The sequence below is a fragment of the Capnocytophaga sp. oral taxon 324 str. F0483 genome (assembly GCF_000318315.2).
Lineage (GTDB): Bacteria > Bacteroidota > Bacteroidia > Flavobacteriales > Flavobacteriaceae > Capnocytophaga > Capnocytophaga ochracea.
This window is the reverse complement of record NZ_KB291531.1, coordinates 4,255-10,930: the sequence shown is the minus strand read 5'-3', so window position 1 is coordinate 10,930 and position 6,676 is coordinate 4,255. Positions and strand designations below refer to the sequence as shown.

Genomic DNA, 6,676 nt, shown 5'->3' with positions numbered 1-6,676 from the left:
CAAATTTTGTAGTTTTGCGATTGATAACAACTTACAACGAAAACAAAAACAATAAGTTGAGGTTGTGAATTGCTTTCAAATTTTGTAGTTTTGCGATTGATAACAACCTCAATCTTTTAAGAGTTTAAATATCAATCAGTTTTGCTTAAAAACAGTACTAAAAAACCTCCTCTTTTACCTTTGTTTATAAGGTTAAAGAGGAGGTTTTCACTTTCCTATTCTTCTTAAAAAAGCTCTAATTGCACATAGGTTTCGGGAGCTGCTGTTTCTCTCTGACAGTAAAAGAACTCCATATCGCCAAACTGCTTATCGGTTAGACACATAATAGCTATATTGCCATACTGAGGTAAGTTTTGTTTTACACGATTGATATGCACTTGGGCATTCTCTCTACTAGGGCAATGCCTTACGTACATCGAAAACTGAAAGAGCGTAAAACCGTCCTTTATGAGTTTATCACGAAAGTTCTGTGCTTCTTTACGCATCTTTTTCGTTTCTGTTGGCAAATCGTATAATACTAATACCCACATAATTCTATAAGCATTATATCGTTCGGCTATGATCATAATTCAGGATAAGCTATCAGTCGCTTTTCACCCGCATAGCATTTGTATAAAGAAGAAGCTGTGTTCTTTACTGCTACTATCAACGGGTGGGTATTCTTTTCTATCTGTACATCACGGGTTGCCATCTGCAGTATATGAGCTTTACTTTCTTTGTTAAGTTCTTCTACTTCAGGATGTGTTGTGAGCCATTCCATTACCAATAAATCTACTATGGGTCGGTAGGGTTCCATTATGTCGCTTGCCAAACAATAGGGGTTGTACTTATTGCGGTGGAAAATTCCTAATACTAATAATAAACCTGTATCTACCAATGCGCGGGCTACGATACTGAGCAAAACTCCATATCCAAAATTGAAAAACTGATTAGGATATTCACCAAATCTATCTCTTAGAAAATCATAATCAATAAGGTACTTCCAATAGTGTTGCGCTGCAATACCTTCCATATTGGTCGTATCGCCCGATTTTACTTCTTTTAGATAATTATACATCGGGTCGGCATACTTCCCTAAATGTTCTAAGACCTTAGCTTGGTTCTGAATTTTGCACTCTATAGTTTGCTTCCAAAGTTGTTTTTTAAGAGGTTCGCTCACTTCCAACTGCGTTTTTACCCGTTCAGAATATTGAGTATTCCCACCGAAAGGAAGCATTGCTCCTAAGGGTAAGTGTTTTTCATCACAACTGATAAGTACCACATTATTTTTCATCAATTCTTGCAGTAATTGATGTGAAACTGTAATTTGATAATGGTCGAGCATCAGCAAACCCAAATCTTCAATAGGCACACTTCCTTTTACAGTTTGGGTAGCGGGGTCAGTTATTTTGAGTTGCTTATCTTTCAACTTCAAATGGGCAGGATTGCCTATGTAAATAGATCGGTATAACATAGTTTAAAGGGTATTTATTGGTTTTTAAAAAGAGTTCTATGCTTTGGTGATGTTTCCTAGGCGGTCTACTTTTAGTTTGATACAGACCTCTTTTATCATTGTTCCTAGAATATCTCTCTCCATTTTATTCAATGGTGAATATTCCATTTTATTTACAATAGGGGTTGCTACTGCTTCTTGTACAAAAAAACACTGATTTCCTGTAAAACTCACTGTTTTATAAATTCTTTCTTTCTGTTCTTTGCTGAGATTATTAAAATCTATTGTCTCTGCGATTTCTCCTTCCATAGGCACATATACCAAATCGTTAGGCGAAAGGCTAAACAACAATGGTTCTCCTTTTTCATTGCGCTCGGGGACAGAAGGAAGTCCTTGTTTTTGTCGTTCAATTACTTCGTTGAGAGGGATTGTTGCATAAGTGCGTTTTCCTTTGCCTTGATATACTCCAAAAAAGAGGTTCGTTCCTTTGGCTGCTTCTACATATTTAGTAGCTTTAGCGCCCGTTTCTCCAAGAGGAAATTTACTTCCTTCCTCAAAAATACGCACTTTATAAATGGGCTGATGTTTCTTGCCATTGTTGTATTGGGCAATATTTTTGTTGAGTTCTTCTAATCCTTCTGTTGAAAAAGCTACTTCTGGACTTCCTTTATATTTCAGATAGTTGAGCAATATTTTCTGAATGCCCGTATCGGTAATACTACTGATAATCTTTTCTGTAAAGGTTATATCTACTGCTTTTCGGGTAGCTGTAAGTATTTTATCTTTACCTATTTTTCTATCCAATACAATTTTACCTGAAACAGTTTCTTTGTGTAAAGGTTTTCTGATAGCCCAATTAGTCCCTTCTTGTTTTACTTTCTTTTTTACAAGTACACCATTTTTCTCTTCCCATTTTTCATAATAGTTGGTAGCCTTATTAATCACTCTTAGGTTTTGTTTAAAACTTACTACTATATGTTCGAGGGCTTCTTTGGCTTCTTGAGTGAAAGTACTCCAAGGTTTCTTGAACTGCCAGTTATTATTCTTTTTCTCACAGAGGATAGTGCGAAGGTCTATGCGAGATTGTTGTTTTTCTTTTTTATCCTTACTCTTATCCAATGCGTGTTGGTTATTCATATAATTGATGTGCTCTCTCGTAGCACAAGCAATCACTAAGGCGTCCATAGCGTGATGACGGTGGTCTATGCGTTTCTTTTGAAAACCTTGGCTGTATTCTATTGGAACAGTAGGGAGATTTTTTTGAAGTCTGTCGTTATATGAGGTAAATAGCTGTGTTTGGGTAAGCTGATTCATTCGCTCAAAACGAGGAAGTATAAGCTTATTCCACACATCATTAAGTCCCCAATCTTGTTTGAGGGCAGTAGTAATTTTACCTGTACAAGGTATTATATTTTTAGAGTTTACCCCCTCATCTTTTTCATCTGAACGCACTATTTTAGAAAGTATTTCTGAAATATACTTACTGATGTAACGAGTGTCATTCAGCTGGCGAGCGACCATTTTTTCAGGTATCTCATTCAAAAGGAGCTTTTGCTGTTTAGCTGAATTGTTAGCGTAATGTTTCTTCACAAACTCTTTGTATTGTTCTTCTGTGAAGATAGTAACTTCTTTATTAGCTGTTATGCGCACCTTCTCACCGTGGTGATTCTGGATAAATTCCAATCCTAATTGATTTGTTTTTAGCTTATTTACAGCCGATTCGCATATTACCTTATTGGATAAACTATCATCGTAATAACGACTTTGCGGAATAATATGTTCTATTTCATACTCCTCAGTAAATAGCTTTGTAAGTGAAATCACCTCTCCTGTATAAGGCGATTTATACTTTTGTTCTAACCAGAGCTTGTAGCGTTGTAAGTCTGCTTTACTAGGCTCAGCTTTTTTACGTATTTTCTGAATATCTTCCTCTACTTCATCGGTAGCACTAAACACACCTTCTTCATAGATTTTAAGCAGTTCTTGCTGTACAAGCGAATACGGACGCACGTTTTGTATGCTTGCATCTTCTTTTAATTCGGCAAGTAATTTTTTAATACGTAGGTTGGTACTTTCATTCTCTTGATTTTTATCGGAAAGTTGTTTTCTTTCTTCAGCTGTTTTTTTGAGTTCTCTACCCAATTCTATATGTATTTCATCAAAGAAATTCGCTTGTCCCCCACCGTATTGTTGCCAAATATCTCTTACTACGCGTAAAGTTTCGGTAACTACTTGCTCTACTATAGGATTTCTAAGTGAATGTTGCTTGAAATCTTCTAAATATGCTTCTAAATCACTCACTGAAGTCCATTTTTCTATATCGGTAGCTTCGGCGTGACGATTATAGACTACATACTGAGCCAACCAAAGCGGTAAGTCTTGAAAGCAGGTCTCACTATTGAGCTGATATTTCTCTGCTTTTTCTCTAATGATGGTACGGATATCCTCATTCGCTACTCCATTAATAAGGTCGTCTATACGTTTTTGAGTAGATACATCAATGCGATTAAAGTCCCAATGATTGCCAAAACGCATCAGAGGAAGTAACTTTTTAATTGCTTTTTCAGAAAAACTACCATATTCATTAGGATAGGGTTTGAAGTTCTTGAAACTATCTACGAAAGATGTTTTATCTAATTGTTTCTTTTTAGCAAATTTCTTTAATGCTTTTTCAAATTCAACTTTATCCTTCACCGAATATAACAAATGCCACAATTGATATGTTATATCAAAGGTTAGAAAATTGGCAGGGAGCCCTTCTACTTTTTGCAAATACCGCTGAAGTTCATAGCCTGTTTCATTCATAGGGTATTTTTTGGAGGAGTTATCCGCCGCATCATACACATAGTTCCAGCGATAAGTAGTGAGCCATTTTTTGAGCTCGCTTTTAGCTGCTTTGTCTTTAATTTGAGGATTTTTTGCAAACAAAAAGTATTTCAGTAAACCTTTGTTATCTATTTCTTTTTGAGACATCAAGAAGTTGAAGAGAGCCTCACAGTCTTGGGGTGTTTCTATAAACTCAGCAGTTACCTCACGGTCGGTTTCTATTTCGTAAATTCTCAAGTTTTGTAGCCATTGCAGTACTCTAAACTCTTGGTAGTAAGGATTAGATTTGGCACATACTTTTATAGGAGCATCTTTGCGCTCATTAGTTTCCTTATCTATATACGAACGTTTTTCTAAGGTACAATTGGCAATAGTAGATTTTTTGCTACGCAATGGGCGTTGGTAGAAAATGATATCTTCTACAAACAGATGAAGGAAATCTTTTGATAATAGATTTTGCTGTTGAGTCTCGTTTTTGCGATATAATTCTCTTATACAGTCCGCCAATAGGGTTTCAGTGAACAATTCTGGTTGAAGAGCTATTTGTTTAGCCAAAATAGCCTTTAGTTCGTCTTTATAGTACTTCCTTTCAATAGTACGAACTAATTTTCCTTTAATTTTCTGATTAGGGTTTTGCAACAAATGGTCGTAGATATAAGCACCTACAGTTTTTCCAGAAAAATCAATATCGTGCTCTGTTTTCTTTTTGAGTAAATTCCAATCATTTTCGTCAGGAGCTCTGAAGGAACGTTTTTCTTTTCCCTCTTTGTCTACTTTAATCGTGCCATCATCATTAAGATCGGTAGTAACAATGAAATCACGCGTTTTTCCCTTCCAGTCGTCCAATGGAATTTTACTTGTACGACGATATATCCAACCATTTTCCAAACGGATTGTATACCAAATCTCACCTTTTTTATTAGGGGCTTCAGCCTCTACATCTACAACTTTTAAGGAGTGAAAAGCAACTTCCTTGTTAGGGTTTTCTGTTTCTTCCTCCCCTCGCAACTGGTAGTACCCTCTTTTCTGATTGAAATGAAGTATAAGCCAAGCCAATTCTTGTTGGGTAATCTTTTGTGAGAGTGCTTTTTTACGCAGGTAATAAATTGTCCAATCATAAGGGATTTTACTCTCTTCGCCATTAGATTTCTTGTAAAATAACTGAGGTTGGTGTTTTTTGAAATCCTCAATCATCTCATTGAAACTATTCATAAAGATAAAATTCCCATTGTTATAAGCTATTTTGGGTTCAGCATTATCTATAAATTTACCATATCTTTTGGTAAAGTCTATTTGAGCATCGTAGTGAGGAGGTAAAAAACCTAATATGTGAAGTACTCTATGAAGTCGCTCACGGCGAAGTAAATGCCGTTCTCTCAGACGACGTGTACTGCGATAAGTAGTTCTTTCGGCAGTTTGAGAAACTGTATTTCCCCTCTCAAAGTCACCTAATATACCCTGATCCATAGGAATAATCCTACTACCAGTAGCAATAATTTTTCCTTGTTTGTTTTCAAAATCTTGTTGTACAAAAGCCCAACCGATAGAGTTTGAGCCCAAATCTAAGCCTAATATGTGTTTCATTGGTATAATGCTTTTAGAAAGGACAAATGTAATAAAATTTTTTATATAAAAATATTTGCACATTAAAAATATTATACCTACTTTTGTCGCAGAATTTGAAAGCAATTCACAATAAGGATGATTCCGTTGTGAAAACATCTAGCGCCTCGACTATCTTCGGGGCTTTTTTTATTCCTTATTTTTTGTGTCTATAAAAATAGTTACAGGACCGTCATTACACAAGGCTACTTGCATCATCGCCCCAAACTGTCCTGTGGGCACTCGCTTTCCTAACAAACTTTCCACTTGCTTTATAAACGTCTCATAGATAGGAATTGCAACTTCTGGACGTGCTGCCTTTATATAGCTGGGGCGATTGCCTTTTTTAGTAGAGGCGTGCAAGGTGAATTGCGACACGATAAGCACTTCTCCTTCTATGTCCTTTACCGAAAGATTCATCACCCCATTTTCATCGTCAAAAACGCGTAAATTCACTATTTTAGCCGATAACCACGCTATATCCTCATTGGTATCACTATCTTCTATACCTACCAATACTAATAAACCTTTATTGATAGAAGCTACTGTTTGCTTATCTATATCCACCGATGCGTGAGTTACACGCTGAATAACTACTCTCATAAAATATCTTTTTTTATTACTCTCCAAGCCCTTCTGAGTTTCTCTCTCAGATTTGTTAATATGCTGTCTTCTCCTCATCAGCAGAAGCATTCCACTTACATCTTCTTTCTTACCTTGCCAAAAAATTCATCATTATATCTTCTTTCCTTCTCCTTAGCTTCACTTTAAATTCGTCTTAGGTTCGTCTTTTCTTCGTTCATTGTTCGTCTTTTC

4 protein-coding genes are annotated in these 6,676 nt (G+C 36.1%); all 4 read right to left on the bottom strand.

The features are described 5' to 3' along the window. Window positions 1–224 precede the first annotated feature (224 nt). The gene (cas2, locus tag HMPREF9072_RS09770; protein WP_009411569.1) at window positions 225–566 is read right to left on the bottom strand and encodes a CRISPR-associated endonuclease Cas2; all 342 of its coding nucleotides are present in this window, start codon (window positions 564–566) and stop codon (window positions 225–227) included. Further along, window positions 563–1,453 (bottom strand): type II CRISPR-associated endonuclease Cas1, encoded by an 891-nt coding sequence (gene cas1 / locus HMPREF9072_RS09765; protein ID WP_009411568.1) that lies wholly within the window; start codon window positions 1,451–1,453, stop codon window positions 563–565. Before cas1 ends, cas2 begins: the two co-directional genes overlap by 4 nt. Window positions 1,454–1,489: 36 nt before the next feature. Beyond that, window positions 1,490–5,842 (bottom strand): type II CRISPR RNA-guided endonuclease Cas9, encoded by a 4,353-nt coding sequence (gene cas9 / locus HMPREF9072_RS09760; RefSeq protein WP_034566383.1) that lies wholly within the window; start codon window positions 5,840–5,842, stop codon window positions 1,490–1,492. 168 nt (window positions 5,843–6,010) lie between these two features. Then, the gene (gene dtd, locus HMPREF9072_RS09755) at window positions 6,011–6,463 is read right to left on the bottom strand and encodes a D-aminoacyl-tRNA deacylase (RefSeq protein ID WP_034566381.1); all 453 of its coding nucleotides are present in this window, start codon (window positions 6,461–6,463) and stop codon (window positions 6,011–6,013) included. Window positions 6,464–6,676 lie beyond the last annotated feature (213 nt).

What these genes read in the sequence shown, in the direction of transcription:
- dtd (WP_034566381.1), bottom strand. Translation starts at nt 6,463, where the DNA reads ATGAGAGTAGTTATTCAGCGTGTAACTCACGCATCGGTGGATATAGAT.
- cas9 (WP_034566383.1), bottom strand. Translation starts at nt 5,842, where the DNA reads ATGAAACACATATTAGGCTTAGATTTGGGCTCAAACTCTATCGGTTGG.
- cas2 (WP_009411569.1), bottom strand. Translation starts at nt 566, where the DNA reads ATGATCATAGCCGAACGATATAATGCTTATAGAATTATGTGGGTATTA.
- cas1 (WP_009411568.1), bottom strand. Translation starts at nt 1,453, where the DNA reads ATGTTATACCGATCTATTTACATAGGCAATCCTGCCCATTTGAAGTTG.